The 26,219-nt window shown below is 68.8% G+C and carries 20 protein-coding genes and 1 tRNA gene; 13 read left to right on the top strand and 8 right to left on the bottom strand.

Translation table 11 applies throughout. From position 1 onward, the window contains the following. Positions 1-32 precede the first annotated feature (32 nt). Positions 33-302: a 30S ribosomal protein S20 gene (gene rpsT, locus CQ393_RS13040; protein ID WP_005408560.1), complete on the bottom strand. Its 270-nt coding sequence runs from the start codon at positions 300-302 to the stop codon at positions 33-35. Between the two features lie 115 nt (positions 303-417). Between rpsT and murJ the strand changes: the two genes are divergently transcribed. From murJ to CQ393_RS13070, 6 genes are all read left to right on the top strand, one after another. After that, on the top strand, positions 418-2,010 hold the full coding sequence (murJ, locus tag CQ393_RS13045; protein ID WP_153191990.1) for a murein biosynthesis integral membrane protein MurJ: 1,593 nt from the start codon (positions 418-420) through the stop codon (positions 2,008-2,010). An 82-nt stretch (positions 2,011-2,092) separates the two neighbouring features. Continuing rightward, a complete protein-coding gene (locus CQ393_RS13050) occupies positions 2,093-3,148 on the top strand; it encodes a bifunctional riboflavin kinase/FAD synthetase (protein WP_153191991.1) in 1,056 nt (351 codons plus the stop codon). A gap of 6 nt (positions 3,149-3,154) precedes the next feature. Continuing rightward, entirely contained in the window at positions 3,155-5,986 is a 2,832-nt protein-coding gene (gene ileS, locus CQ393_RS13055) for an isoleucine--tRNA ligase (RefSeq protein ID WP_343199964.1), read from the top strand. 121 nt (positions 5,987-6,107) lie between these two features. Further along, a complete protein-coding gene (gene lspA, locus CQ393_RS13060) occupies positions 6,108-6,623 on the top strand; it encodes a signal peptidase II (protein WP_153191992.1) in 516 nt (171 codons plus the stop codon). 59 nt (positions 6,624-6,682) lie between these two features. Continuing rightward, complete coding sequence (gene ispH / locus CQ393_RS13065) at positions 6,683-7,633, top strand: 4-hydroxy-3-methylbut-2-enyl diphosphate reductase (RefSeq protein WP_153191993.1); 951 nt, start codon at positions 6,683-6,685, stop codon at positions 7,631-7,633. Positions 7,634-7,668: 35 nt separating this feature from the next. Further along, positions 7,669-7,744, top strand: a tRNA-Thr gene (locus tag CQ393_RS13070). A gap of 156 nt (positions 7,745-7,900) precedes the next feature. Here CQ393_RS13070 and CQ393_RS13075 read toward each other — a convergent pair. The 5 genes from CQ393_RS13075 to CQ393_RS13095 form a co-directional block, all read right to left on the bottom strand. Further along, positions 7,901-8,356, bottom strand: coding sequence for a hypothetical protein (locus CQ393_RS13075; RefSeq protein ID WP_228114528.1), 456 nt, complete (start codon positions 8,354-8,356; stop codon positions 7,901-7,903). Further along, entirely contained in the window at positions 8,353-8,922 is a 570-nt protein-coding gene (locus tag CQ393_RS13080) for a UDP-N-acetylglucosamine acyltransferase (RefSeq protein ID WP_153191994.1), read from the bottom strand. The genes CQ393_RS13075 and CQ393_RS13080 overlap by 4 nt, the downstream gene beginning before the upstream one ends. A 309-nt stretch (positions 8,923-9,231) precedes the next feature. Further along, a complete protein-coding gene (locus CQ393_RS13085) occupies positions 9,232-11,994 on the bottom strand; it encodes a TonB-dependent receptor (RefSeq protein WP_153191995.1) in 2,763 nt (920 codons plus the stop codon). A gap of 8 nt (positions 11,995-12,002) precedes the next feature. Then, positions 12,003-12,980: a FecR domain-containing protein gene (locus CQ393_RS13090; protein WP_153191996.1), complete on the bottom strand. Its 978-nt coding sequence runs from the start codon at positions 12,978-12,980 to the stop codon at positions 12,003-12,005. After that, positions 12,980-13,546, bottom strand: a complete 567-nt coding sequence (locus CQ393_RS13095) for a sigma-70 family RNA polymerase sigma factor (protein WP_228114532.1) — start codon at positions 13,544-13,546, stop codon at positions 12,980-12,982. Before CQ393_RS13095 ends, CQ393_RS13090 begins: the two co-directional genes overlap by 1 nt. A 212-nt stretch (positions 13,547-13,758) precedes the next feature. On the opposite strand from CQ393_RS13095, the gene CQ393_RS13100 reads away from it, so the two are divergent. The 5 genes from CQ393_RS13100 to cyoD all read left to right on the top strand — a co-directional run bounded on the left by CQ393_RS13100 (position 13,759) and on the right by cyoD (position 20,957). Beyond that, positions 13,759-16,665, top strand: coding sequence for an autotransporter outer membrane beta-barrel domain-containing protein (locus tag CQ393_RS13100; RefSeq protein ID WP_153191997.1), 2,907 nt, complete (start codon positions 13,759-13,761; stop codon positions 16,663-16,665). A gap of 281 nt (positions 16,666-16,946) precedes the next feature. After that, complete coding sequence (gene cyoA, locus CQ393_RS13105) at positions 16,947-17,978, top strand: ubiquinol oxidase subunit II (protein WP_153191998.1); 1,032 nt, start codon at positions 16,947-16,949, stop codon at positions 17,976-17,978. A gap of 2 nt (positions 17,979-17,980) precedes the next feature. Then, positions 17,981-19,981 carry a cytochrome o ubiquinol oxidase subunit I gene (gene cyoB / locus CQ393_RS13110; RefSeq protein WP_153191999.1) on the top strand — a complete coding sequence of 667 codons (2,001 nt, stop codon included), beginning with the start codon at positions 17,981-17,983 and terminating at the stop codon, positions 19,979-19,981. Next, a complete protein-coding gene (cyoC, locus tag CQ393_RS13115) occupies positions 19,978-20,616 on the top strand; it encodes a cytochrome o ubiquinol oxidase subunit III (RefSeq protein WP_153192000.1) in 639 nt (212 codons plus the stop codon). Before cyoB ends, cyoC begins: the two co-directional genes overlap by 4 nt. Then, positions 20,616-20,957: a cytochrome o ubiquinol oxidase subunit IV gene (gene cyoD / locus CQ393_RS13120; protein WP_153192001.1), complete on the top strand. Its 342-nt coding sequence runs from the start codon at positions 20,616-20,618 to the stop codon at positions 20,955-20,957. The genes cyoC and cyoD overlap by 1 nt, the downstream gene beginning before the upstream one ends. 315 nt (positions 20,958-21,272) lie before the next feature. On the opposite strand, the gene CQ393_RS13125 is transcribed toward cyoD, so the two are convergent. Beyond that, the gene (locus tag CQ393_RS13125; RefSeq protein ID WP_153192002.1) at positions 21,273-23,342 is read right to left on the bottom strand and encodes a bifunctional diguanylate cyclase/phosphodiesterase; all 2,070 of its coding nucleotides are present in this window, start codon (positions 23,340-23,342) and stop codon (positions 21,273-21,275) included. Positions 23,343-23,477: 135 nt separating this feature from the next. Here CQ393_RS13125 and radA point away from each other — a divergent pair, with 135 nt between their 5' ends. After that, on the top strand, positions 23,478-24,854 hold the full coding sequence (gene radA, locus CQ393_RS13130; protein WP_153192003.1) for a DNA repair protein RadA: 1,377 nt from the start codon (positions 23,478-23,480) through the stop codon (positions 24,852-24,854). A gap of 39 nt (positions 24,855-24,893) precedes the next feature. Continuing rightward, the gene (locus CQ393_RS13135) at positions 24,894-25,358 is read left to right on the top strand and encodes a hypothetical protein (RefSeq protein WP_153192004.1); all 465 of its coding nucleotides are present in this window, start codon (positions 24,894-24,896) and stop codon (positions 25,356-25,358) included. Between the two features lie 24 nt (positions 25,359-25,382). Here the strand turns inward: CQ393_RS13135 and ccsA are convergent, their stop codons facing one another. Next, entirely contained in the window at positions 25,383-26,177 is a 795-nt protein-coding gene (gene ccsA / locus CQ393_RS13140; protein ID WP_153192005.1) for a cytochrome c biogenesis protein CcsA, read from the bottom strand. Between the last annotated feature and the right edge of the window lie 42 nt (positions 26,178-26,219).

Consider the following 26,219-nt stretch of genomic DNA (forward strand, 5'->3'; position numbering starts at 1 on the left):
GGAACCTTGCGGCTCCCGGTGAATCGCCCGGATCAGGCGGCCTTGAGGGCCTTGATGCGGTCGTTCAGGCGGCTCTTGTGACGGGCAGCCTTGTTCTTGTGGATCAGGCCGCGCGCGCTGAAGCGATCCAGGATCGGCTGGGCAACGGCGAAGGCGGCTTCGGCGCCAGCGGCATCGTTGGCGTCCAGCGCCTTGATCACTTTCTTGACAGCGGTGCGCAGCATCGAGCGCTGAGCCACGTTGCGCGCGTTGCGCACAACGGTCTGCTTGGCGCGCTTCTTGGCGGACTTGATATTGGCCACGGTGGTGGTTTCCTGAAAATCGGTATGGTGGGAACAGCAAGCACGCAAGTATGATGGCTGGACGAATGAACGTCAAGTCGAGTTGTCAAGGGGGCCGTGGGTGAGTTCACCGCGCATGTTGCGGGGGCTGCTGTCGTTCAGCAGCATGACGATGGTCTCGCGGGTGCTGGGGCTGGTGCGGGATCAGGCGATCTCCATCACCTTCGGCGCCAACGCCACCACCGATGCGTTCTGGGTGGCGTTCCGGGTGCCCAATTTCCTGCGCCGCCTGTTCGCCGAGGGCTCGTTCGCCACGGCCTTCGTGCCGGTGTTCACCGAGGTGAAGGAAACCCGGCCGCATGCCGACCTGCGCGAACTGATGGCGCGGGTGTCCGGCACGCTGGGCGGCGTCCTGCTGGTGCTGACCGCGCTGGGGCTGATCTTCACCCCGCAGATCGCCTGGCTGTTCGCCGACGCCGACGCGGCCGACCCGGTCAAGTACGGCCTGCTGGTGGACCTGCTGCGGCTGACCTTCCCGTTCCTGCTGTTCGTTTCGCTGACCGCGCTGGCGGGCGGGGCGCTGAACAGCTTCCAGCGTTTCGCCATGCCGGCGCTGACGCCGGTGATCCTCAACCTGTGCATGATCGCCGGCGCGCTGTGGCTGGCGCCGCGGCTGGAGGTGCCGATCCTGGCGCTGGGCTGGGCGGTGCTGGCCGCCGGCGTGCTGCAACTGCTGTTCCAGCTGCCGTCGCTGAAGGGCATCGACCTGCTCACCCTGCCGCGCTGGGGCTGGAACCATCCCGACGTGCGCAGGGTGCTGACCCTGATGGTGCCGACCCTGTTCGGTTCGTCGGTGGCGCAGATCAACCTGATGCTGGACACGGTGATCGCGGCCCGGCTCAGCGACGGTTCGCAGTCCTGGCTGTCGCTGGCCGACCGCTTCCTGGAGCTGCCGCTGGGGGTGTTCGGCGTGGCGCTGGGCACGGTGATCCTGCCGGCGCTGGCCCGCCACCACGTCAAGACCGATGGCGAGGGTTTCTCCAACGCGCTGGACTGGGGCCTGCGCATGACCCTGCTGATCGCGGTGCCGGCCATGCTCGGCCTGCTGCTGCTGGCCCAGCCGCTGATCGCCACCCTGTTCCAGTACCGGGAATTCACCGACTTCGACACGCGCATGACCGCGCTGTCGGTCTACGGCCTGAGCTTCGGCCTGCCGGCGTTCGCCCTGCTGAAAGTGGTGCTGCCGGCCTTCTATTCGCGCCAGGACACCCGCACGCCGGTACGCGCCGGCCTGGTCGCGCTGGTCGCCAACATGGTGTTCAACTTCGCGCTGCTGGCGGTGCTGTACCAGGTGATGGTGCCGGAGGCGTTGAAGGCGCAGGGCGTGATGGCGGCGCTGGCGGCGCAGCCGGGCCTGCACCTGGCGCTGGGCATCGCCAGCGCGCTTTCCAGCTACCTGAACCTCGGGCTGCTCTGGTACTGGCTGGGCAAGACCGGGGTCTACCAGCGTCGTCCCGGGTGGGGCGGCTATGTCCTGCGGCTGGTGCTGGCCTGCGCGGCCATGACCGCGGTGCTGCTGGCGCTGCTGCACTGGCTGCCGGGCTTCACCGGCCTGGACAAGTGGCAGCGCATCGGCTGCCTGGCCCTGCTGGTCGGCGGCGGCGGGCTGACCTATCTGCTGGCGATGGTGGCCATGGGCTTCCGCCCGCGCGACCTGCGCGGGCAGTGAGGCGGGCATGCCCGCGCCGCCGCTATACTTCCCGGCTACACATGACGAAGCGCCGGCCTGCAAGGGCTGGATCCGGGTTTGAATGAGCAGGCTGTTTAGAGACGTCGAGGGCGGGGTGTTGTTCCCGCAGGGAAGCGTGGCCTGCATCGGTGCCTTCGATGGCCTGCACAGGGGCCACCGGGCGCTGGTGCGCCATGCGGTCGAGCGCGCGCGCGCGCTGGGCGTGCCGGCGGTGGCGCTGGCCTTCGAACCGTTGCCGCGCGAGTTCTTCGCCCGCGACAACCCGCCGCCGCGGCTGATGCTGGCCCGCGACAAGGTGGCCACGCTGCGCGGGTTGGGCATCGACAGCGTCGGCCTGCTGCGCTTCGACGCGAAGATGGCGGCGACCAGCGCCGAGGATTTCGTGCGCGGCCTGCTGGTGCGCCGGCTGGGCGCGCGCGAGGTGTGGATCGGCCCGAAGTTCCACTTCGGCAACCGCCGCGGCGGCGACCTGGCCCTGCTGCAGGCCATGGGCGCCGAACTGGGTTTCGCCGCCGGCGAGATTGCGCCGGTGCACCTGGGCGGCGAGCGCATTTCCAGCACCCGCATCCGCGAACTGCTGGTGGCTGGCGAATTCGCCCATGCCGCCGACCTGCTGGGCCGTCCGTACACGATCGGCGGCAGGGTGGTGCGCGGGCAGCAGCTCGGGCGCACCCTCGGCTTTCCGACCGCCAACTTGCGTTTCCCGCGTACGCCCGCACTTTCGGGTATCTACGCTACCTGGGTGCACGGCGTCTTCGGCGATTCTGGCAGGAGCGGGCCCTGGCCGTCGGTATCGAGCTTCGGCACGCGCCCGACCGTGCAGGGCGTGGAGCCGCTGCTGGAAGCCCACCTGTTCGATTTCCAGGGCGACCTGTACGGGCGCCACATCGAAGTGGAGTTCGTCGCCAAGCTGCGCGACGAAGAGAAGTTCAACGATCTGCCGGCGCTGACCGAGCAGATGCACCGCGACGCGCGGCAAGCCCGTCATATCCTCAGCAAACATGCGAGTCCCTCGCAAAAGCCCGCACATTCATGTGCGGACACCGAAAATGCGAGTCCTTCGCAACAGCCCGCACATCCCTGTGCGGACTCTTCAATAACAGCCGCGCAAGGGTAAGTACCCGTGACCCAAGACTACAAAGCCACCCTTCATCTGCCGGCGACAGAATTCCCGATGCGCGGCGACCTGCCCAAGCGCGAGCCGGGCATCCTGGCGCGTTGGGAAGAGCAGGGCATCTATACGCAGCTTCGCGAAAACGCCAAGGGCCGTCCGCTGTTCGTGCTGCACGACGGCCCGCCGTACGCCAACGGCCAGATCCACCTCGGCCACGCGGTCAACAAGATCCTCAAGGACATCATCGTCAAGTCGCGCTACCTGGACGGCTTCGACGCGCCCTATGTGCCGGGCTGGGACTGCCATGGCCTGCCGATCGAGATCGCGGTCGAGAAGAAGTGGGGCAAGGTCGGCACCAAGCTCGACGCCGAGCAGTTCCGGCAGAAGTGCCGCGAGTACGCCGAGGAGCAGATCGACCTGCAGCGCGCCGACTTCAAGCGCCTGGGCGTGATCGGCGACTGGGACAACCCGTACAAGACGCTGAGCTTCGACTTCGAGGCCAACGAGATCCGCGCGCTGGCCAAGATCGTCGCCAACGGCCACCTGCTGCGCGGCGCCAAGCCGGTGCACTGGTGCTTCGACTGCGGCTCGGCGCTGGCCGAGGCCGAGATCGAGTACCAGGACAAGACTTCGCCGGCGATCGACGTGGCCTACGCCGCGCGCGATGCGAAAAATTTGGCCGCCAGTTTCGGCGCTGAGTTGCCGGAAGGCGTGGAAGTGGCGGTGCCGATCTGGACCACCACGCCGTGGACGCTGCCGGCCTCACTGGCGGTGTCGCTGGGCGCGGACATCGATTACGCGCTGGTCGAGGGCCCGGCCCACGACGGCAAGCCGCGCTGGCTGGTGCTGGCCTCGGCGCTGGCCGAGCGCGCGCTGGCGCGCTACGGCGTGGCTGAAATGGTCGTGCACGGCCATGCCAAGGGTTCGGCGCTGGAGAACCAGCTGCTGGCGCACCCGTTCTACGCCGAGCGCGACCTGCCGCTGCTCAATGGCGAGCACGTGTCCGATACCGACGGTACCGGCGCGGTGCATACCGCGCCCGGCCACGGCCAGGAGGACTTCGCGGTCAGCCAGCAGTACAGGGTGATGGATCGCTACAACGCCGGGCAGATCAACCCGGTCGATGGCCGCGGCGTCTACCTGCCGTCCACGCCGCCGGCCGGCGACGTGGAACTGGCCGGCGTGCACCTGTGGAAGGCGCAGCCGCTGATCGTCGAGGTGCTGCGCGGCAACGGCGCGCTGCTGGCCTTCGCCGAGATCAACCACAGCTACCCGCATTGCTGGCGCCACAAGACGCCGGTGGTGTTCCGCGCCACGCCGCAATGGTTCATCTCGATGGACAAGGCCGGCCTGCGCGCCGACGCCATGGATGCCATCGACAACGTCGGCTGGTTCCCGGCATGGGGCAAGGCGCGCATCGCCAGCATGGTCGAGGGCCGTCCGGACTGGTGCATCAGCCGCCAGCGCACCTGGGGCGTGCCGATCGCGCTGTTCACCCATCGCGAGACCGGGCAGCCGCACCCGCGCACCGTCGAACTGATGCAGCAGGTGGCCGACCGTGTGCAGGACGGCGGCATCGACGTGTGGTATTCGCTGGACCCGGCCGAACTGCTGGGCGAGGAAGCCGCGCAGTACGAGAAGGTCACCGACATCCTCGACGTCTGGTTCGACTCCGGCGTCACCCACGAGGGCGTGCTGCTGGCGCGCGGCTTCGGCAAGCCGGCCGACCTGTACCTGGAAGGCTCCGACCAGCACCGCGGCTGGTTCCAATCCTCGCTGCTGACCGGCGTGGCCATCGACAAGGCCGCGCCGTACAGACAGTGCCTGACCCACGGCTTCACCGTGGACGAGCACGGCCGCAAGATGTCCAAGTCGCTGGGCAACGGCATCGAGCCGCAGGAGATCATGCGCACGCTGGGCGCGGACATCCTGCGCCTGTGGATCGCCTCGGCCGACTACAGCAACGAGATGTCGCTGTCGCAGGAGATCCTCAAGCGCAACGCCGATGCCTACCGGCGCCTGCGCAACACCGCGCGCTTCCTGCTCGGCAACCTGGACGGCTTCGACCCGGACCGCCACCTGCGCCCGCTGGAGGACATGGTGGCGCTGGACCGCTGGATCGTGCATCGCGCGTTCGAGCTGCAGGAGAAGATCAAGGCCGCCTACGCCAGCTACAACATGGCCGAGATCGTGCAGCTGCTGCTGAACTTCTGCTCGGTCGACCTGGGCTCGCTGTACCTGGACGTGACCAAGGACCGCCTGTACACGATGCCGGAAGACTCGCGCGGCCGCCGTTCGGCGCAGAGCGCGATGTACCGCATCGCGGAAGGCTTCGTGCGCTGGGTCGCGCCGATCCTGACCTTCACCGCCGACGAGCTGTGGGGCTATCTGCCGGGCGAGCGCGCCGACAACGTGCTGTTCGCCACCTGGTACGACGGCCTGGCGCCGCTGCCGGCCGATGCGCAGCTGTCGGCCGCCGACTTCGAGCACCTGCTGGCGCTGCGCGAACAGGTGGCCAAGGTGCTGGAACCGATGCGCGCCAACGGCGCCATCGGCGCCGCGCTGGAGGCGGAGATCACCGTGGCCGCGAACGCGGAGCAGGCGGCGCACTGGCAGCCGCTGGCCGACGAACTGCGTTTCCTGTTCATCAGCGGCGACGTGAGCGTGCGCGCGGCGACCACCGACGAGGTGTTCGTCAGCGCGCAGCCCACCGGCAAGGCCAAGTGCGTGCGCTGCTGGCACTACCGCGACGATGTCGGCAGCCATGCCGATCATCCGGAACTGTGCGGCCGCTGCGTCAGCAACATCGAAGGCCCAGGCGAGGACCGCCGCTGGTTCTGAGCGCCCGCATTCCCGGTAGGAGCGGCTTCAGCCGCGATGGGGCTTTACTAGGGAAAGCTCCATCGCGGCTGAAGCCGCTCCTACAACGGCCCTGTCGCCACTTTTACGGTAGAACGACGCGATGACCGCAAGACCCAAACCCGACGCGCTGATCTGGCTGCTGCTCTCGGCAGCCGTCATCGGCCTGGACCAATGGAGCAAGGCCTGGGTGCTGGCCAGCCTGCCCGAATTCACGCCGGTGCCGGTGATCGACGGCTTCTGGAACTGGTACCGCACCTACAACACCGGCGCGGCGTTCAGTTTCCTCAGCGACGCCGGCGGCTGGCAGCTGTGGTTCTTCACCGCGCTGGCGGTGGGCATCAGCGGGCTGATGGCGTTCTGGCTCTCGCGCACCGCGCGCGGCAACTGGCGCAGCGCGCTGCCGTATGCGCTGGTGATCGGCGGCGCCATCGGCAACGTCATCGACCGGCAGCTCCACGGTCACGTGGTGGACTTCATCCAGTGGTACGTCGGCGACCATTACTGGCCCTCGTTCAACATCGCCGACTCGGCGATCGTGGCCGGCGCCATCGGCATCGCCCTGTCGGGGCTGTTCGATGGGAAGAAACGGGAAAAGGGAGCGGGGAGCGGGGAATGACACAACACGGTTTCATTCCCGTTTCCCTTCTTCCCCGTTCCGGCCCGTAGAATCCCCGCATGGACGTACTGCTTGCCAACCCCCGCGGCTTCTGCGCCGGCGTCGACCGCGCCATCGAGATCGTCAAGCGCGCGATCGAGACGCTGGGCGCGCCGATCTACGTGCGCCACGAAGTGGTGCACAACCGTTTCGTGGTCGACGACCTGAAGCAGCGCGGCGCGATCTTCGTCGAGGAACTGGATGAGGTACCCGACGGCAACACGGTGATCTTCAGCGCCCACGGCGTCTCGCAGGCAGTGCGCGACGAGGCCGACCGGCGCGGGCTCAAGGTGTTCGACGCGACCTGTCCGCTGGTGACCAAGGTGCATTTCGAGGTCGCGCGCCACTGCCGCGCCGGTCGCGACGTGGTGCTGATCGGCCACGAAGGCCATCCCGAGGTCGAGGGCACGATGGGACAATGGCGCAGCGAAGCCGGCGCCGGTTCCATCTACCTGGTCGAGGACGAGGACGATGTCGCCGCGCTGGACGTCGGCCAGCCCGACAACCTGGCCTATACCACCCAGACCACGCTGTCGGTGGACGACACCTGCAGCGTGATCGCCGCGCTGCGGTTGAAGTTCCCCGCCATCCAGGGCCCGAAGAACGACGACATCTGCTACGCCACGCAGAACCGCCAGGACGCGGTGCGCGAACTGGCGCAGCAGTGCGACCTGGTGCTGGTGGTCGGCTCGCCGAACAGCTCCAACTCCAACCGCCTGGCCGAACTGGCGCGCCGCGAGGGCGTGGAGTCGTACCTGATCGATGGCGCGCACGAGATCGACCCGCGCTGGGTCGCCGGTAAACGCAACATCGGCCTCACCGCCGGCGCCTCGGCGCCGCAGGTGCTGGTCGATGGCGTGCTCGAGCGCCTGCGCGACCTCGGCGCCGGCAGCGTCGCCGAACTGGCCGGCGAACCGGAGTCGATGGTGTTCGCGCTGCCCAAGGAACTGCGCCTGCGGCTGGTCGATTGACCGTCCCGGAAACCGCCTCTACAATTCGCTGCTTCGCCGGAATAGCTCAGTTGGTAGAGCGGCGCATTCGTAATGCGTAGGTCGCAGGTTCGACTCCTGTTTCCGGCACCAGCATCGAAGATGGCCGGGCGATTGCGCCTGGCCATTTTTTTTTTGGGGGGGGGGATGGCGCTGATGCACTCTGCGAAGCAGAGCATATGAGTTGAAATAATCAACTGCCGAGCCGCCTCCAACAGAAAGCCCCGCTATGCGGGGCTTCTGGATCGGTCAATGGCGCGGATCCACGATGATGCGTGATGGCGATCCATAGAGCACTAGTACTTTTGCGCCTTTGGAGAAGACCGGATCCGATCCTTGGACGATCGTCATCAGGTTTCCGTTCTCGGTCTGCACTACATACTCCAGTCCCGTTGTTTTCGATGCGGCTCTTTCCGTAGCCGCACCTGCGATCGCTCCAATGACAATGCCCCCGATTGCGCCAATGGCATTGGCTGCGTCGCTTCCGCCCACCTGAGATCCCGCAACGCCTCCAAGAGCGGCCCCGGCTGCAGTGCCGCCGCCTCGATTGCCATCTATGGATACCGGTCGGACACTGACGACGGTTCCTGCCACCGTCCGGTTGACCTGGCCTACTGAGCCAATCGAGTAACTATCCGTGCGGACGTTCGGCGCGCATGCCGCGACGGAAAAGATCAGCAGGAGGATGGTCGCGGCACGGTTCAAGGCGTGGATTCCTGCCTGTTAGGGAACATCGGCTTTGACACGTCTACCGTTTCCAGCGCCTGGAGGAACTGGGCGATATTGTTCTGGGCGGAGCGGCTGACCGACTCCCGCGCCCTGATTACCCCGGCGAAGGCGTAATTGAAGGGCACCTCGCCGTCGGCAGATACGTCCTGCGTATAAATGATGCTGCCATCAGCACGATCTATCAGTTCGTAGCGAGCGATCGTCGTCGTCGTCATCGAAGCGCCGAACGAGGGTATGTCGATCGCGAGTATCTTCACCGAGAGGCTGAGCTTCCGGGGTGCATCATCGCGAAAGATGGCCATTTTGTTCAGTGCTTCGGTGAGTGCGTTCTGCCACATCTGCGGCACTTCGTGCTGCGCCTGCGCAGGTATCTTTCCTTTGGCCTCGTCCGGGCGGGCAAGCGATACGGTCAACGATTTCAGTTCGGCATCGATCTTCTTTGCCGATACGCCAATGTTCGGCACTGAGAAATTGAGCGGCGGATTGGTCGAGCACGCAGCAACCGAGGCCGCGATAATCGCAGCCAGAACAATCTTCTTCATCCGTGTTTTCCCCTTGAGTTATGGCCGAGTGGCTTGGTCACCGTACGAAATCATGCCGGCAACCTTGCCGGCAACGATGACAGTCTCGAGGTGTACTGCCACCTCAATGTGCAGCGTGTCCGGCAGGACGCTTTCATTTTTCTGCATCCTTCCCCATTAATCAATGTTCTGGGTGTTCCGTGTAGACCCGGCAGCGTGGGCCGACTCAATGCTGACGGTGCTTCATTTGTTTGCAGATGACTCAAAGGCGCGATTCATGAGAAGCGCCGCCGCTGTGTGCGCATGGAGCGGATTGTCGGAGAATTCGCTTCAGTGAAACTGCAGGGTCACCTGGACGTAGCGCCCCAGCGGATCGTCCTGGCCCGTGGCCAGGCCGCCGTTGCCGGGCAGGTAGTCCACCGGCTTGGTATCCAGCAGGTTGAGGATGTCCAGCGCGGCGGAGAGCCGCGTGCCGATCCGGCGGTCGAGATGCAGGTTCCAGCGCAGTTGCGCGGGGTTGCTGCAATGGCCGTTGCCGCGCTGCGGGGCAGGGCAGGCGGCGCCCGCTTGCCAGGCGCGGGTACTGCCGGCGTAGCGCGCATGCAGCGCGGTTCCCCAGCGCGCACCCTGCCATTGCAGCGAGGCGGTGGCGGCGGTGCCCGGCGTGGGGTGGCCGCGCAGGTCGATCCAGCGGTCGCCGGCGCGTTCGCGGCGGCGCAGCGCCTGCTGGTGGATGGCATCGAGCGAGAACCGCCACTGGCCGGCGCCGGCGGCATGCAGGTAGTCGCCGTGCAGCACCCAGTTGCGCGAGACCGTCCGCCCGATGTTGTCGAAGGACAGGCGCAGCGACCGCAGCCGGCCGCTGTCGTCCAGCAGCCAGGTATCGGCGTTCCAGCCGGCGTCGGCCGGGCGCAGGGCCAGGATCTCGTTGCGCAGCTCGACGCGGTTGTGGGTGAGCGACAGGTTCAGGTCGGACCGTGGATTCCATAGGGCGCCCAGCGACTGGTTGCGCGAGGTTTCGGCCTTCACGCCTGCGTTCTCGACGACCTGTACGTCGACCAGGCAGGCGTCGTCCGCCGGGTGCGCGCACGGCGGCATGTCCGGCGACCAGGCCACCGCCTCGGTGCCGAAATAGCCGGGCGGACGCCGGCGCTCGAACAGGCTGGGCGCGCGGTAGCCGCGGCTGGCGGACAGCAGCAGCGACCAGGCCGGCGAGACGTTCCAGCGCAGGCCGGCGCGGGGCGAGAACGAAAGGTCGCCGGCGTCGTGGTCCAGACGCGCGGCCAGGTCCACGCGCACGGGGACGGCCAGCGGCAGGCCCAGTTCGGCATAGGCGGCGCTGCTCTGGCGGGAAAGGCGGCGGCGCTCGGTCGGCAGGCCCAGCGCCAGTTCGCCTTCTTCGAGCAGGCGGTCCGGGCGCGAGGTCCAGGTCTCGTGGCGCAGGTCGATGCCGCTGGCCAGTTGCGCGGCGCCTCCGGCCAGGCGGCCCAGCTCGCGGCGCGTGCCCCACCAGGCCAGCCACTGGTCGGTGCGGCCGCGGTTGCGGGTGGTGGGGAACAGACCATCGCGCAGCGTCGGGTCCAAGGGCGTGAACCCAGGGAAGTAGCCATCCGCCACCGCATCGAACAACCGCGCCGTGCGCACCGCGCCCTCGGTGGTCAACGCGGTCGCGCTGCGTTGCCGGCCCAGGCCCGCGTCCCATCCCCTGTCACCGCGGTCGCGGCCGATGCCGGCGGCCAGGTCGATCTCCAGGCTGCGGATCGTAGGGCGCACGATGCCGCCTTCCTGGAACACATGGTTGATCAGGTCGCCGCCGCCCAGGCGCAGGGCGGCCGCCGTCGGTCCCAGTTCATAGCGCTGACGGGCATGGCTGGCGCGCAGTTCGGCATGGGCGTGCAGGCCGTCGCCGGCGTCGTGGCGCCAGTGCGCGTACACGGCGGCGGCGGACGTCGCCGGCTGCAGCGAGCGCGGGCGCGAGCTGTCGTACCAGCAGCCACTGTCCTCGCGCATCCCGGTCGGGCACAGCTGGGCCGGCAGGTAGTAGCCGTCGCGGGTGAGCAGCCCGATCGGATAGCGCTGCCGTTCGCGATGCCAGTCGCGGCGGTCGCCGGCGACGTGGTCGGCCCGCTGCAGGTCGATGCCGAGGAACCAGTCGTCGCCGGCGCCGCCGCGGCCGGTGGCGGCCTGCATCCGGTACTGGGCGCCATCGCCCTGGTTGCTGATGCCGGTCTGCAGCATGGCTTCCGGCCCGTCGGCCTGGTCGCGCAGCACGATGTTGACCACGCCGGCCATGGCGTCGGCGCCATAGATGGCCGAGGCGCCGCCGCGGACCAGTTCGATGCGTTCGACGAAGCTCAGCGGGATGCTGCCCAGGTCGGTCAGCGCGCCCTGCCGCAGCGACACCATCGGGTAGCGCGGCAGGCGCCGGCCGTTGACCAGGAACAGGGTGGCGCGCGGACCCATGCCATCCAGGCTGGTGGCCGCGGCGGCCGCGCCGGGCAGGTAGGGCGAGTCGCCGTCGCGGGACGCGTCCACTGGCGGGTGCCCGTTCATGCCGGGCAGGTGGCGCAGCAGGTCGAACAGCGAGCCGTAGCCGCTGCGGCGGATGTCCTCGCGCTCGATGACGTCGACCGCCATGGTCGCCTGCAGCGAGGTGCGCGGCAGCCGGCTGCCGGTGACGTGTACCGGAGCCAGCTCCACTTCCGCCGGCGTGGCCTGCTCCGGCGCGCGCGCAGGCCGGCGGGCGGGCGCCGGCGGGTGCGCACGTTCCCGCGCGGCGGTACGGCGTACCGTGAATATCCCGCCCGGCGAACGCGACAGCCGGACGGGCAGGCCCCGCAGCAGCTTTTCCAGCGCGGTTTCGGGCGTCAGCGCGCCGCTGATGCCGGCGCTGTCCAGCCCGGCCAGTTCGCGCGCGTCGAACAGCAGCGGCGTGCCGCCCTGCCGCGACCATTCGCGCAGGGCCTGCGCCAGCGGCCCGTTCGCCACCCGGTAGTCCACCGTGTCGCCTGCATCGGCGGCCACGGCCGCCAAGGGCGCCAGCAGCGCCAGGCACAATGCGGTCCGGCGCAGCCGGCCAAGCCATTCCTCCATCGCCACGCTCACTGCCTGCGGCGCAGTTCGAGCGTCCCGTCGGCGCGGGCGTGGCGGGTGATCGACCAGCCTTCTTCCAGGGCGGACAGCAGCGCGGCCTGGTCGCCGGCGCCGAAGGTGCCGCTGACCGCGAGCGCGGACAGCGCCGGATCGCCGAGGACCACGCGCGTGGGCGTGTAGCGGTTCATGCGCGCGAGGGCGACCGGCAGCGGCGTGGCGTCGAACACCAGCCGCCCCAGCGGCCAGCCTTCGGCCTGTTGCCGCGACAGCGGCTGCGCCGGCGCGATGCGGCCGGACGGCTGCACCTGCAGCTGTTGCCCCGGCCGCAGCGCGCGGCGCATGCCTTCGGCGCCGCGGCTGTCGATCTCCAGCGCGCCCTCGAGCAGGGCGACGTCGATCCGGCCGTCGTCCAGCCGCTCCACCTGGAACGTGGTGCCGATGTCGCGCAGCGTGCTGTTGCCCGCCTGCACCCGCATCGCCTGCCGCGCCGGCGCCACCTGCAGCTGCATCCGGCCCCGCTGCAGCTCGATGCCGCGCCTGCGCCAGCCGAAGCGCGCGGTCAGGGTCGTGTGCGCGTCCAGCACCACGACGCTGCCGTCCTCCAGGACCTGCTGCTGTGGGGCGGCACCGCTGTTCACGTAGGTGTGCAGGGTGGGATTGCCGTCGGTGGTCCAGGCCCAGCCGATGCCCACCGCCAGGCAGAGCGCCGCGGCGGCGGCGAACCCGAACAGCGGCCGCCGGTACAGCGGCGGCCGCCGCACCACGTGGCGCGCGCCGGCGCGCAGCCACGGGTCATTGCGCAACGACGCCGCGCGCGCATGCAGCCGTTCCGCCTCGGTCCAGGCGCGCACGCGGGCCGGATCGCCGGCAAGCCAGTCCTCGAAGGCCTGGCGTTCGGCGCGGGAGCAGTCGGCGGCGTCCAGCCGCGCCACCCAGGCCGCGGCCCGGGCGAACAGTGCGTCGCGGGTCGGTGCATCGCGGTCCATCATTCCTCCCCGCCCATGCCGAAGGCGTCCGCGCCCAGTTCCCGGCGCAGTCCCTGCAGGGCGCGCGCGACGTGTTTCTCGACGGTCTTGGCGGTGATGCCGCGATGCCGGGCGATCTGGCTGTAGCTCATGCCGGTGATGCGGTTGAGCAGGTAGACCTCGCGGCAGCGCTCGGGCAGTTTCAGCAGCGCCTGGCGCAGGGCGTTGAGCATCTGCCCCGACTCGGCCTGGCGCAGCGGCCCGGGCGTGGAGAACGGCGCTTCGCTCGGCAGGTCGTGCTCGGCCAGCGGCAGGTGCGGCGTGGCATGCGGGGACCTGCCGCGGTCGGCCAGGCGGTTGCGCGCGATCCGGTACAGCAGCAGCTTCAGTTCTTCCTGCGGATGTTGCCGGTAGCGGATCAGCCGCTCCATGCAGTCCTGCACGATGTCCTCGGCGTCCTCCCCGCTGGCGCCGCGCGCGCGCAGGAAGGCGCGCAGCGGCTCGCGCTGTTCGCGCAGGAAGCGCGCGAAGGCGTCGCCGGCGGCGGCGTGCGCGGTGTCGTCGGCCGTGGCTGGGAAAGGAGGCAGTCGGACGATCCGGAGACGAAGGGTGCGGAGAGTGTACGCAGGGTGGCGCCGGCGGGAAGCGCCGAGGCCGAGTGTCAGCGCATGAATGAACATGTTCATTTTCATGCGACGGGACGACCGGGGGTGAACGCCACCGTTCCACGTTCTGCTCTGGTCCCGCAGGCGCGGGATGGGCGGGATTGCCCGCCGCCACCATGGAGAGAGAAGTGCGAATGAAACGATCGGTATTGAGTATGGCGCTGTCCGGAATGCTGGCCACCGCCGCCTTCGGTATGGCCGCGGACGCGAACGCGATGACGGTCCACGTCAACGGCGACCGCATCTTCCTGAGCGGCGACGTCACCCTGGCGGACATCGTGGCGTTGCCGGCGATGCTGGCCAAGGCCGAGGCTGAAGGCAGGCCGTTCCGCGAAGTGGTGCTGCGCACCTCCAACGGCGGCGCGCTGATCAGCGGCGAATGGCTGCAGGCGGTGATCCGCACCGCCGGCCTGAACACGATCGTTTCCGGCCACTGCATTTCCTCCTGCTCGATCATGCAGTCCGGCGGCGTGGAGCGTTACATGGCCGGCGACCTGCCAACCGAAGTCGACTCGGTGCAGATCCACGCAGCCAGCTCCGGCGGCCGCGTGACCTACGGGCCGTCGCCGCGCATGTTCGGCATCTACACCGGCAACTACGGTGGCGGCATGGACGAGGAACTGCTGTACAAGGCGCTGTTCCAGGTCACCCAGCCCAACGGCCTGCTGGTCTTCTCCGACCCGGCGCGCACCCGCGGCGATTCGGTCAGCTTCGATCCGGACGGTAGCGGCCGCGCGAGCCAGACCTTCCCCGGCCAGGACATGTTCAACAACAACATCATGACCTCGGCCGATTACAACAACCCGGGCGATACCCTGCGGGTGACGTCCAATGTGACCGGCGACATCAACCCCGGCTACCTGCGTACCGGGCGGCTGCTGCAGGCCCTGGTGGACGACGATTTCGCACGCTGGAACGACGAGGAATACGGCACCACCTACATCAACCTCGCCGTCACCATCTACAACCTGGCGCAGAACGGCCCCAACGGCATCGGCCAGTTCTCGATCCAGGATTACCTGAGCGATCCGGGCATCCAGGAGATGCTGCGGTCCAAGCTGCGCCTGGACGAGCTGGACGTCTCGGCCCTGGCCAACTCCGCCGGCGTCATCAGCATCGGCAACGGCGCGATCTGGCGGACCGCGGCGACCACCGGCGCCGACCTGATGCGGGTGGACAGCGGCGCGATCGCCCTGGAAGGCGGCGCCCTGCGCACCACCGAGCTGCGCGTCCAGCGCGACGGCGCGCTGATCGGCCATGGCGACATCGCCTCGGCGACGATGGATTCCGACGCGCTACTCGACGCCAGCGGTCCCTCGTGGCGCGAGGACGGCTTCAGCCGCGTGGTCGTCAACGGGCTGCTGATGCCGCGCGGCGGCGACCTCACCACCCACGGCTACGTCAACATCCAGCCGGGTTCGCTGGTCGCCTTCGACGTGACCGAGGCCGGCGGTGCCGCGGCCGGCCGCCTGCGCGTGGGCGACTTCTACGACGGCGGCATGAACGAGGGCGCGCTGGTCGTGGCCCCGGGCGCGCAGCTGGCGCTGAACGTCGCCGAAGGCTTCTACGGCGCCGGGTACACGCGCGAACTGATCGACGGGCCGATCTACATGGCTGGCAGCTACAAGGGGTTCCAGCAGGTCGCGCGCCTGGGCGACGCCGGCTACAGCGCCAGCATCGCCGACGGCGAGGTGTTCCGCCCGCGCCACAACTCCCTGCTCAGCTTCAACGTGCACCAGACCGCCGAAGGCCTGTGGCTGACCGCCAACACCGGCTTCGAGCAGACCGGGCTGTTCGCCAACGCGCAGTCCGGCGACGGGCTGGGCCGCGCCCTGGCCGCCGCCGCCAATGCCGGGCGCGCCGGCATGAAGCCGCTGCTGGGCGCGCTGCAGTTCGCCGACCGCGACGCGATCCGGCAGCAGGCCGGCGCGCTGCGCGGCGACGCGCACGCCACGCTGCAGCTGGCTGACACCGCGCTGGTCGGCGGCATCGGCAGCGTCATCCAGCACCACCAGTTCGACCTGCGCAGCAACGGCGGCGACGCCGACGGCCTGGCCGCACAGGCGGCGCAGGCGGCCTCGGCGCAGCCGGGCATGGGCAACGGCAGCCTGTTCAGCCAGCTGGCCATGCACCTGGTCGAGCCGGCCGCCAATGGCGAAGGCGAGGGCGGCATGCAGGGCGGCGACAGCCGCCGCGGCGTCGGCATCTGGGGCCGCGGCTTCGGCAGCCAGGGACGGATCAAGGCGCAGGGCAGCGTCGCCGGCATGAACCAGAACATCGGCGGCATCGTGGTCGGCGCCGATACCCGCGTGGCCGACGACAAGGTGGCCCTGGGCGTGAGCGTGGCCGCGGCCGACATGTCGGCCAAGGCGCGCGACGGCGTGGATTTCCACGGCGACGTGCGCGCGCTGGACATCGGCGGCTACCTGGACGCGGCCTATGCCAAGGGCTACGTGGCCGCCTCGGTGCGCTACACCGACCTGCGCCACGACACCCGCCGCGGCATCGCCGGCATCGAGGGGCTGGAAGCCCCGCTGCGCGCGAAGTACGACAGCAACGCGGTATCGGCACGGCTGGAGCACGGCTTCTCGTTCACCACTGCCGGCGGCGCGGTGGTGCAGCCGCTGTTGCCGGTGGTCGACTACACCCGCCTGTCCGATGCCCGCTTCGATGAAGGCCAGGGCGCCGGCGCCCTGGCCGGGCGCAGCGGCAGCCTGGAGAGCCTGCGCGTGGGCGCCGGCCTGCAGCTGTTCAAGACCTTCGACGGCCGCAACGGCGAACGCATCACCCCGCACGCGCGGGTGCTGTGGCAGAAGGAGCTGCGCGACAGCCAGGCGCGCTTCACCTCGGCCTTCACCGCGGCGCCGGACCTGACCTTCGGCGCGGCCAGCCAGGAACTCGGCGAGCAGCTGCTGTCGTGGAACCTGGGCGTCAGCAGCCGCGCCAGCGAGCGCCTGTCGGTGATGCTGGACTACGTCGGCGAACGCCGCGACGGCCAGACCGTGAACGGCGTCATGCTGGGCCTGGGCTACCGCTTCTGACCCAGGCAATACCCTCCCGGTGGCCGGCAACGGCCACCGGGAGGCAACGAAATGCCGCACTGCGCGCAGGTGCGACAACATGTCGCATGCTGAACCGGGCTCCAGCTGCGCTGGATCATTGTCAATGCCTTTCTAAAGTGATGGGCGAAGCCTAGAATTGCCGAGCTGAATCCGGCAGTCCCGTATACGTTTTCCCCGGTGGGCAATCCATCGGGTGGTCGTTCCGCGCAAGCGTGCAAGGGAGTGCCGGACCAGGCCCCCCCTCGCAATTGGATCGACCGATGATTCCGTTGAAATCACTTGGACGCAGCCTGCGTCCGGGCCTGCTGCTTGCCTTGTCCGCGCTGTTGGCGGGCTGCGACGCGGCCATCCTCAACCCCAAGGGCCAGATCGGCCACGACGAGAAGACCCTGCTGATCACCGCCACGGTGCTGATGCTGCTGGTCGTGGTTCCCGTGATCGTGATGACCTTGGCGTTCGCGTGGAAGTACCGCGCCTCCAACACCAAGGCCCGCTACGAGCCGAAGTGGTCGCATTCCACCGCCATCGAAGTGGTGGTGTGGTCGATCCCGTGCATGATCGTGCTGGTGCTGGCGGTGCTGACCTGGCGCTCCTCGCACGCGCTCGATCCCTACCGGCCGATCGAATCCGAACACGCGCCGGTCGTGGTCGAGGCGATCTCGATGGACTGGAAGTGGCTGTTCGTCTACCCGGAAGAGAATGTGGCCGTGGTCAACGAGCTGACCTTCCCGGTCGATGCGCCGCTGAACCTGAAGATCACCTCCGACACGGTGATGAGCGCGTTCTTCATCCCGCGCCTGGGCAGCATGGTCTATTCGATGGCGGGCATGGAGACCAAGCTGCACCTGGTCGCCAACGAGGCCGGCGCGTTCGAGGGCATGGCCTCGCATTACAGCGGCGCCGGCTTCAACAAGATGCACTTCACCGCGCACGCGGTGAGCGAGCAACAGTACCGCGCCTGGCTGGACAAGGTCCGCGCCGGCGACAAGACGCTGGACAAGGCCGCGTTCGGCGAACTGGGCGCGGAGAAGAACCACGACTGGTATCCGGTGACCTATTACGGGCGCACCGAGGCCGGCCTGTTCGACTGGATCCTCGCCCGCCACATGGGCGAGAACCGCCACTTCGGCATGAAGACGCACAACCACGCGGCTGCGCCGCACGATGCCGCCGCGCACGAGGGCCATGACGGCCACGACGCCGGCGACAGCCGGCCGGACGCTGCCGGCGACGCCGGACACAACGCTGACGAGCACGCCGCCCATGCCGGGCACGGCGCCTCGGGAGAATGACAATGCTGGGCAAACTGACTATCGAAGCGGTCCCGTACCACGAGCCGATCATCATGATCACGCTCGGCGCGGCCGCGCTGATCGGCCTCGCGATCCTGGGCCTTCTCACCCGGGCGAAGCTGTGGGGCTACCTGTGGAACGAGTGGTTCACCTCGGTGGACCACAAGAAGATCGGCGCGATGTACCTGATCGTCGCCTTCGTCATGATGCTGCGCGGCTTCGCCGACGCGATCATGATGCGCATCCAGCAGGCCGTCGCCGCCGGCGGCGCCGAGGGCTACCTGCCGCCCCATCACTACGACCAGATCTTCACCGCCCACGGCGTGATCATGATCTTCTTCGTGGCGATGCCGCTGATCACCGGCCTGATGAACCTGGTCGTGCCGCTGCAGATCGGCGCGCGCGACGTGGCCTTCCCGTTCCTCAACTCGCTCAGCTTCTGGCTGTTCGTGGCCGGCGCGGGTCTGGTGATGATCTCGCTGGGCGTGGGTGAGTTCGCGCAGACCGGCTGGCTGGCGTTCCCGCCCCTGTCGGGCAGGGAATACAGTCCCGGCGTCGGCGTGGATTACTACATCTGGGGCCTGCAGGTCTCGGGCCTGGGCACCACGCTGAGCGGCATCAACTTCTTCATCACCATCCTCAAGATGCGCACCCCGGGCATGAAGCTGATGCACATGCCGGTGTTCAGCTGGACCGCGCTGGTGACCAACGTGCTGATCATCGCCGCCTTCCCGGTGCTGACCGTCACCCTGGTGCTGCTGACCCTGGACCGCTACCTGGGCATGCATTTCTTCACCAACGACGCCGGCGGCAACGCCATGCTGTACATCAACCTGATCTGGATCTGGGGCCACCCGGAGGTCTACATCCTGGTGCTGCCGGCGTTCGGCGTGTTCTCCGAGGTCATCGCCACCTTCTCGCGCAAGACCCTGTTCGGCTACAAGGGCATGGTGTACGCGACCGCCTGCATCGGCGTGCTGTCCTTCATCGTGTGGCTGCACCACTTCTTCACCATGGGCTCGGGCGCCAACGTCAATGCCTTCTTCGGCATCACGACGATGATCATCTCGATCCCGACCGGCGTGAAGATCTTCAACTGGCTGTTCACGATGTACCGCGGCCGCGTGCACTTCACCTCGCCGGTGCTGTGGACCATCGGCTTCATGGTCACCTTCGTCATCGGCGGCATGACCGGCGTGATGCTGGCGATCCCGGCCATCGACTTCGTGCTGCACAACTCGCTGTTCCTGATCGCGCACTTCCACAACGTCATCATCGGCGGCGTGGTGTTCGGCATGTTCGCCGGCATCACCTACTGGTTCCCGAAGATGTTCGGCTTCAGGCTGGACGAGACCTGGGGCAAGCGCGCGTTCTGGTGCTGGTTCATCGGCTTCTACGTGGCCTTCATGCCGCTGTACGTGCTGGGCTTCATGGGCGTCACCCGCCGCCTGCAGAGCTACCCGAACGCCGACTACCAGCCGTACTTCGTGGTCGCGATGATCGGTGCGTTCATCATCGGCGCCGGCATCCTGTGCCAGCTGATCCAGATCGTGGTCTCCATCCGCGACCGCAAGAAGAACGTGGACCTGACCGGCGACCCGTGGGACGCGCGCACCCTGGAGTGGGAAACCGCTTCGCCGGTGCAGTTCTACAACTTCGCCACCCTGCCCAAGGGCGAGGAACTGGACGATTTCTGGGAGCGCAAGCAGCGCGGCGAGGCCTGGCCGAAGCCGGCCAGGTACAGCGACATCCACATGCCGCGCAACACCGGCGCCGGCGTGGTGATCGGCGCCTTCAGCCTGGTGTTCGGCTTCGCGATGATCTGGCACATCTGGTGGCTGGCGATCATCGGCCTGGTCGGCATGATCGGCGCCTTCATCTGGCGCACCTTCGACAAGGACGTGGATTACTGGGTGCCGGCCGCCGAAGTGGAACGCATCGAAAACGAACATCGCCGCCACCTGGAAGCCCAGGGGCTGGTGAAGACCGAGGTGAAGGCATGAGCACGACCGCCCACACGCTGAACCCTGGCCACGCCGCGCACGCGGCGGAGCATGGCCACGACCACGAGCACCACCACGACGCGGGCGAGAACACCGTCTTCGGCTTCTGGGTGTACCTGATGAGCGATCTGCTCATCTTCGCCTCGCTGTTCGTCACCTACGTGGTGCTGTCCGGCGGCACCAACGGCGGCCCCGGCGCGAAGGAGCTGTTCGACCTGAAGTTCGTGGCCGGCGAAACCGCGCTGCTGCTGGTGTCCTCGCTGACCTTCGGCCTGGGCATGATCGCCATGCACCAGAAGAAGACCGGCCTGATGTTCGCGTGGCTGGCCGTCACCTGGCTGCTGGGTGCGGGCTTCATGTACATGGAAATCACCGAGTTCAGCCACCTGGTGCACGAGGGCTACGGCCCGGACCACAGCGCCTTCCTGTCGGCGTTCTTCGCCCTGGTCGGCACCCACGGCCTGCACGTGAGCGCCGGCCTGCTGTGGCTGCTGGTGATGTTCATCCAGCTCAAGCAGAACGGCCTGACCCAGACCAACAAGACCCGCATGGCGTGCCTGAGCCTGTTCTGGCACTTCCTGGACCTGGTCTGGATCGGCGTGTTCTCTGTCGTCTACCTGTCGGGAGCCCTCTGATGTCCGCACATGACAACCACGACCACGGCGCCGGCGGCGAGAGCCACGGCAGCGTCAAGTCCTACCTGATCGGCTTCGTGCTGGCCGCCATCCTGACCATCATCCCGTTCTGGGTGGTGATGGGCGGCGGCCTGTCCTCGACCCTGGCCACCGCCCTGGTGATCCTGGTCGCCGGCGTGCTGCAGCTGCTGGTCCACCTGGTGTTCTTCCTGCACCTGGACCGCTCCTCGGCCGCGCGCTGGAACGTCAATGCCGGCCTGTTCACCGTGGTGGTGATCGGCATCATCGTCGCCGGCACGTTGTGGGTCATGTGGAACATGAACTACCACATGATGCACTGAGGTCCGACGGCGTCGCGATCGAAAGAAAGGCCGCCCTCCGGGGCGGCCTTTTCTTTTGGACGGGGAAAGGCGGCGCGTTGCCGATGCCGGCGGCTGCCTGCGCAGCCGGCATCGCGGGCCTGCGACAGGCGCGGCATCGGCGCATGCCGGCCGGGGTTTCCGGATTGGCGGCGCGGCCACCGGGCCGCGATGCGCCCCCGCTTCCCGATAGCGCTGTGGCCGAGTGTGGCCCCGGCGTTGCCGGGGCACCCGGCAGGCGGACTGCGAAGGCCGGTGGCGGCATGCCGGCCGATGCCAGCAGCCCGGGGTGGGGCGTCAGCTTCCCGCTTGAACGGCCTGGCGCAGGAAGGCTTCCGGATCCATCGGCTTGCCGAGGTGGTAGCCCTGCAGCAGGTCGCAGCCCAGCTGGTCGAGGAAATCGCGCTGGGCCTCGGTTTCCACGCCTTCGGCCACCACCTGCAGCTGCAGCGAGCGGCCGAGCGCGACGATCGAGGAGACGATGGCGGCGTCCTCGCTGTTGCTTTCCAGGTCGCGCACGAAGGCGCGGTCGATCTTCAGCTCCGAGGCCGGCATGCGCTTGAGGTAGAGCAGGCTGGAATAGCCGGTGCCGAAGTCGTCGATGGCGATCTTCACTCCCATCGCGGTCAGCGTGTTGAGCAGCTGCAGGCTGCTCTCCACGTCCTTCATCGCGGTGGTCTCGGTCACTTCCAGGGTCAGGTGGCCGGGATCGAGCGCGTGGCGCTGGAGCGTCTGGCGCACCGTCTCCACCAGCGAGGGCGAGGCGAACTGCAGCGGCGACAGGTTCACCGCCATCGACCAGTGGCCATGGCCGGCGTCGTGCCAGGCGCGCAGCTGGGCGCAGGCGCGGTCCAGCACCCAGTCGCCGATGGGCAGGATCAGGCCGCTGCGTTCGGCGATGGGGATGAAGGCGTCCGGCCCCAGCAGGCCGAGTTCGGGGTGCTGCCAGCGCAGCAGCGCCTCGGCGCCGATCACCGGCTGGCCGCTGGCTGGGAACTTGGGCTGGTAGTGCAGCAGCAGTTCGTCGCGGGCCAGCGCGCGGCGCAGGTCCTGCAGCAGGCGCAGGCGCCGGCTGGCGCTGGCCTGCATGGCCGGGGTGAAGAAGGTGTAGCCGTTCCGCCCGCTCTGCTTGGTGTGGTACATCGCCGCGTCGGCGTGGGCCATCAACTCGCGTTCGCTGGTGGCATCGTCCGGGTACAGGGCGATGCCGAGGCTGGCGCTGAGTTGCAGTTCGGCCGCGTCGATCACGAACGGTTCGGCCACCGCCGCGGTGATGCGTTCGGCCACCACCACCGCGTCGTCGGTCGATTCCACGCCCAGCACCACGACGAACTCGTCGCCGCCGAGGCGGGCCAGGGTGTCCTGCGGGCGCAGCAGGTCGCGCACGCGCTCGGCCATGCGCATCAGCAGGCGGTCGCCGAACTGGTGGCCGTAGGCGTCGTTGACCAGCTTGAAGCCGTCCAAGTCGCAGAACATCACCGCCACCGAGGCGTCGTGGCGCCTGGCCTTCTCGATCGCCTGCTCGATCCGGTCCTGCAGCAGCATGCGGTTGGGCAGGCGGGTGAGCGGGTCGTGCAGCGCGGCTTCGACCAGGTCCTGGTTGGCGCGCGCCAGCGAATCGACCAGGCGTCCGGTGCGGCTGTGCAGGCGCTTATCGAACAGCGAGGCGATCAGGGTGATGCCGATGATGCCCAGCGTGGTGACGATCACCAGCACCGCCAGCCAGCGGCTCTGCAGCCCGCCGTCGACCGCAGCGCCGCAGAAGCTGCCGGCCGGGAAGTCCGCCGCAGCCATGCCGGTGTAGTGCATGCCCACGATCGCCAGGCCCATCACCAGCGAGGCGGCCAGCCGCAGCAGCCGGGTATGGCGGCCCTCGCGGCGCAGGCGCAGGGCGATCCACAGCGCCGCGCCGGACGCGGCGATAGCCACAAGGATCGAGGCGGCGAACCAGAGCGGGTCGTAGTCGATGCCCGGCTGCATGCGCATCGCGGCCATGCCCAGGTAATGCATGGCCGCGATGCCGCTGCCCATCAGCACGGCGCCGGCCAGCAGCCGCAGCAGCGGCAGCCGCGGGCGCGAGACCAGCCACAGGGCGTAGGCCGAGGCGCCGACCGAAGCGGCCAGCGAGTACAGGGTGATGGCCAGGTCGTAGCCGACCGGGATCGGCAGGTTGAAGGCCAGCATGGCGATGAAGTGCATCGACCAGATGCCCAGGCCCATCGCCAGCGCGCCGCCGGCCATCCAGCCGTACAGGCCGCGCCCCTGCGCCGTCGCCAGGCGCCCGGCCATGTCCAGAGCGGTGTACGAGGCGAGGATGGCGACCAGCAGGGAGAACACGACCAGCGGCGGGTCGTAAGTACCGACCATGGGGGAATTCCGATGTTCCGTGGGTGAAAGAGTGCATCAACTAACGGCCAGCGCCCCGGCTTCTTTAGGCGCGCGGTCGCATCGGCTGCGACGGCTGGCGGGTATCCTGTGCGCGCATCCACCGAAGGAATCCCGATGGCGAAGAACCGCACCGCCTATGTCTGCAGCGAATGCGGCGCCGAGTACAACAAGTGGCAGGGGCAGTGCACCGAGTGCGGCGTCTGGAACGTGCTCGGCGAGGTCGTGCTGGAGAGTGCGGCCGCGGCGAAGGCGCCGGCCGCGCGGCGCGGCGGCTGGGCCGGCAAGGTCGAGGCGCCGAAGATCACCGCGCTCAAGGACGTGCGGCAGAGCGAGCACGCGCGTGTGTCCACCGGCATCGGCGAGTTCGACCGCGTGCTGGGCGGCGGCCTGGTCGAAGGCGCGGTGGTGCTGGTCGGCGGCGACCCGGGCATCGGCAAGTCGACCCTGCTGCTGCAGGCGCTGGCGAGGATGGCCGGCACCCTGCCGGTGCTCTACGTCACCGGCGAGGAATCGCTGGCGCAGGTGGCCGGGCGCGCGGTGCGCCTGGACCTGCCGCTGGACGGGCTCAACGCCCTGGCCGAGACCGGCATCGAACTGATCCTGCAGCACGCCGCCGCGGCGCGGCCGAAGCTGATCGTCGCCGACTCGGTGCAGACGCTGTGGACCGAGACCCTCACCGCCGCGCCCGGCTCGGTCAGCCAGGTGCGCGAGAGCGCGGCGCGGCTGGTGCGCTTCGCCAAGGAGACCGGCACGGCCGTGTTCCTGGTCGGCCACGTCACCAAGGAGGGCGGCATCGCCGGGCCGCGCGTGCTCGAGCACATGGTCGATGCGGTGCTGTATTTCGAGGGCGAGAGCGGCAGCCGCTTCCGGGTGCTGCGCGCGTTCAAGAACCGCTTCGGCGCGGTCAACGAACTGGGCGTGTTCGCGATGGGCGAGAAGGGGCTGAAGGAAGTGCCCAATCCCTCGGCGATCTTCCTGTCCGGCGGCAGCACGCGCCAGCCCGGCAGTTGCGTGATGGTCACCCGCGAGGGCACCCGGCCGCTGCTGGTGGAAGTGCAGGCGCTGGTCGATGCCTCGCCGCTGTCCAACCCGCGCCGGGTCGCGGTGGGGCTGGAGCAGAACCGGCTGGCGATGCTGCTGGCGGTGCTGCATCGCCATGGCGGGGTGATGGTCGGCGACCAGGACGTGTTCATCAACGTGGTCGGCGGCATCCGCGTGCAGGAGACCGCGGTCGACCTGCCGGTGCTGCTGGCGGTGCTGTCCTCGCTGCGCGACCAGCCGCTGGCGGAAAAGACCATCGCCTTCGGCGAGGTCGGCCTGTCCGGCGAGATCCGCCCGGTGCCCAATGGCGAGGAACGCCTGCGCGAGGCGGCCACGCATGGCTTCAGGCGCGCCATCGTGCCCAAGGCCAACGCGCCCAAGGCCGGCTCGGTCAAGGGCATGGAAGTGATCGCGGTCGAGCGCCTGGCCGAGGCGATCGAGGCCGCCTGAGCCTTACACTCGCGGTTCGTCGCCGTAGGGAATGCATCGATGCGTAGCGCATGGGCCGGGATCGGAATGCTGGGGCTGCTGCTGGCGCCGGCGGTACAGGCCGCGCCCGCCTGCGGCGATCCGCTGGCCGTGGCACGCGCGCTGTTCGAGGCGGGCACGGCGGCGCGTTTCCTGGATGCGCCCGATACCCTGCTGAGTACGCAGTTCGCCACGGCGATGGCGGACGAACGCGACTGCGAGGAACGCGAGCAGGGCATCTGCCGGCTGGATTACGACCCGTGGCTGGACGGCCAGGACGGCGAGATCGACAGCGACGCCGCCTACCGGTGGCAGGCGCGGTCTGCGGCGGCCGGCACGGTGGAGGTGCGTTTTTCGGTCTGGGGCGAGCCCCGGCGGACGCGCCTGGCGATGCGCCGGCAGGATGATGGCTGCTGGCGGGTCGACGACCTGGTCACCGATCGCGGCCAATCCCTGCGCGGGATACTGGAGCAGCCGCTCCCCTGAGGCGGGCGGCGCCGGGCCGGCCGCTCAGCGTGCGTGCCCGAACACCAGTTCGATCACGAACTGGCTGCCGAAGAAGGCCAGCAGCAGCAGCACCATCGCGCTCAGCGTCCAGTGCACGGCCTTCACCCCGCGCCAGCCATGGCGGCGCCGGCCGATCATCAGCGTGCCGAACACCAGCCACGACAGCACGCTGAGCACGGTCTTGTGCACCAGCTTCTGCGCCAGCAGGTCGTCCACGAACAGCACGCCGGTGACCAGGGTCAGGGTCAGCAGGCAGAAGCCGACCGTGATGGTGCGGAACAGCAGCATTTCCAGGTCGGTCAGCGGCGGTAGGGCGCGCAGCCACGGGCGGAAGTCGCGCCGGCGCAGCGCGCGTTCCTGCAGCCACAGCATGATCGCCAGCAGCGCGGCGATACTCAGCGTGGCGTAGGCCAGCAGCGCCAGCCACGCGTGGGTGGCCAGTTGCCAGCCCAGCACCTTGCTCGGTTCGTGGCCGTAGCCGTGGTAGGCCAGCAGCAGCAGCGCGGCCATCGGGAACACCAGCACGCCCAGCGCCGCCATGCGCCCGCGCGCGCCCACCACGGTGGTGAGCAGGGCCATGCCCAGGCCCACCAGCGACAGCGCGGCGAAGAAATGCATGTCCGGCCCGCCGCTGGTGCGCATCGCCACCATCAGGTGGTAGCCGCCGTGCAGCACGACCGCGCCGGTCGCCGGCCACAGCCAACCGCGGGCGCTGGCGGCGCGCTCGGCCGCCAGGCCATGGACGAGCAGTCCGGTGGACAGCAGGTAGAGCGCGACGGCGATGAGAACGATTGTCATCGCCACAGTTTCGCACACGCGCCCGCCGCTGGCGACGTGCGC

The sequence above is a fragment of the Stenotrophomonas sp. MYb238 genome (assembly GCF_009496535.1).
Lineage (GTDB): Bacteria > Pseudomonadota > Gammaproteobacteria > Xanthomonadales > Xanthomonadaceae > Stenotrophomonas.